Source organism: Herbiconiux daphne (assembly GCF_024979295.1).
Lineage (GTDB): Bacteria > Actinomycetota > Actinomycetes > Actinomycetales > Microbacteriaceae > Herbiconiux > Herbiconiux daphnes.
In genome coordinates this window covers 1-2,024 of record NZ_JANLCJ010000055.1, presented here as the reverse complement: position 1 = coordinate 2,024, position 2,024 = coordinate 1, and the positions used below count along the sequence as shown (strand labels likewise).

5 protein-coding genes are annotated in these 2,024 nt (G+C 36.7%); all 5 read right to left on the bottom strand.

Going from position 1 to position 2,024, the window contains the following annotated elements; genetic code table 11:
- The coding region (locus N1032_RS22750) for a hypothetical protein (protein WP_259542592.1) at positions 1-219 on the bottom strand (219 nt) is incomplete at its 3' end.
- A gap of 565 nt (positions 220-784) precedes the next feature.
- Complete coding sequence (locus N1032_RS22745) at positions 785-934, bottom strand: hypothetical protein (RefSeq protein WP_259542590.1); 150 nt, start codon at positions 932-934, stop codon at positions 785-787.
- 27 nt (positions 935-961) lie between these two features.
- The gene (locus N1032_RS28475) at positions 962-1,300 is read right to left on the bottom strand and encodes an ImmA/IrrE family metallo-endopeptidase (protein WP_407933070.1); all 339 of its coding nucleotides are present in this window, start codon (positions 1,298-1,300) and stop codon (positions 962-964) included.
- A 58-nt stretch (positions 1,301-1,358) separates the two neighbouring features.
- Positions 1,359-1,637, bottom strand: a complete 279-nt coding sequence (locus N1032_RS22740) for a hypothetical protein (RefSeq protein ID WP_259542588.1) — start codon at positions 1,635-1,637, stop codon at positions 1,359-1,361.
- A gap of 26 nt (positions 1,638-1,663) precedes the next feature.
- A complete protein-coding gene (locus N1032_RS22735; RefSeq protein ID WP_259542586.1) occupies positions 1,664-1,843 on the bottom strand; it encodes a hypothetical protein in 180 nt (59 codons plus the stop codon).
- Positions 1,844-2,024 lie beyond the last annotated feature (181 nt).

The following is a 2,024-nucleotide window of genomic DNA, read 5'->3' as shown; positions in this document are numbered from 1 at the left end:
AGGGTTGGCGATTTTGATTCTAATGTTTAGTTTAGCACCACCGGTCGCTTGGTTAACCATTGACACTAACCTTTCCTCTGGTAGTTCGGTTATTTCCTCAAAGATGTTTATCTCGATGTCTTTCTTAGCACCACGTCTTGCGATACCTAATTTTGCTTGTCCCTTTTTCCTATTTGACATTATACCGAAACTACGAATGAGTGAGTTACCGATTTTCATTGTCTTATCAGTTAGGTTGACATCTTGCCTTTTAAGTTCAAGTCCATATATGTCTTCCACGGCCGATAGCAATTCCCCAAAGGTTTCTTTCGCCCCTTGCGGTTCATACCTTATGATGTTGACATTGGCAACTATGTTCTCTTGCTTACATTTTAGCAGAAACTCAATACATCAACTTCTTAGGACTTGTATTGTCTTGCCACTTAGACGAGAACCGATTAGACCAATTATGATTTCATTGAGTGGTTGACTTAACACGGCCGGTGCTTTAATGGCATTGATACAAATTGTGTGTAAATCGTTGAAGTATGAGTAAGCACTAATTATCGGTTGAATCTTTACTTGGTTCATTTGTTGCTCCTATCGTTAATTTCTTTCCGCTTGTGTTGTTGTTCTCAAAGACTAATGTTTGAGTTTCTTTGTTCTCTTGGTTGAGTTCTGGAATGTATTGCTCTTTGTCGTATGCCCTTAAAGTTAATCAGCAGTTGTAGTATTCTTTTCCGCCATAAGTAAACTTTTTTTCCAAGTGTGCGAGTATCAAGTCCTCGGCCGATTTTATAAGGTCTCACTGTTCTTTGTTTCTTGTTTTGAGATTACTTACATCTTGCTTACTTAATTTAAGACCTATTGCCCTAAAATGCCTTGGGGTAGGTTCTTTCTCGTTTTCAAAGTAAGTTTTAATCAGTTCTTTAAGTTCAGTTGTTGAGTAGAGCATATATACTCATTATAGGACAAAAACCGGTTAGACCGGTAATTGACCTATCTCGTCTATGTGCTTGACAAGAGATATAAACAATTCATAGGGCAGGTATTTTTCGATGTAGAAAGCAACTTGCTCGTATTCGTTTATCGGGTTGTGTCCCCTATCAACTATCTCATTGACATATTGTGCGTAGTGAGTCAGTTCGTGTAAGAGGACTTGGCATTTCTCTTGTTTGCCTAATGACCTTAGAATCAGTATTGTAGCATTTGGTATGTTCGCTTCTGCGTCTGGTTGTAGGAATACGCCCCTATTGCCTCCGCTTACCTTGTCTACTTCCTTGATTTCCAAGTGTAGGTTATTTTCTTGCTTGTATAGCATTTCACGCCTCGTTTACTTGTTTAAGACCTGATACGGCCTTTTTGTGGTGCTTGTCCGCTCACGCCTTGATTTTCTTTTTGTCGGTTGTGATTTCATAACCACGATTATAGGCAATAAGAAATTCATTAGGTTTTAGCAGTTTGCTTGAATTCTCACGAATATATTGAATCGTTTTACGAATTTCTTGGGGCATTTTTGCCAAGTAGAATGCCATTTCTCCACCGGTTAGTAAATCATTGTTTCTAATCAGTTTAATTAGCGTCTTGGCGTCATTTGTCTTGTGTAGTGTCTGCTTTTCAAGAAACTTCTCTTTGAATTGAATTTCCATTACACCCACCCCATAATTTTAGGAATTTCAATAAGTCATTCCATTGGCATAACAAAAATGTAATTTGACTTAATCCATATTAATTTAAAGTAGCCGAACATAATTACTAATTTGTCTTGCGTTTCAGGGTCAATAAATTTTGCTTCAACCTCATTTATACTTTTAAAATCAAAACTCGTCAATTCTTCAATTTGTTTAATTTGTTGTTGGGTCATTATTACTCCTTTGCAACTTTGATTAGTTTTTTATATTTACTAATGATGTCTATTTCCTTTGCTTCATATGCTTTTCAAGCAGGTTCTTTTATTTCTTTGTATGCTTGTAAGGCAGGTTCTTTTATTGCTTTGTATGCTTGTCAGGCAGGTTCTTTTATTGCTTCGTATGCTTTTTTGTTTT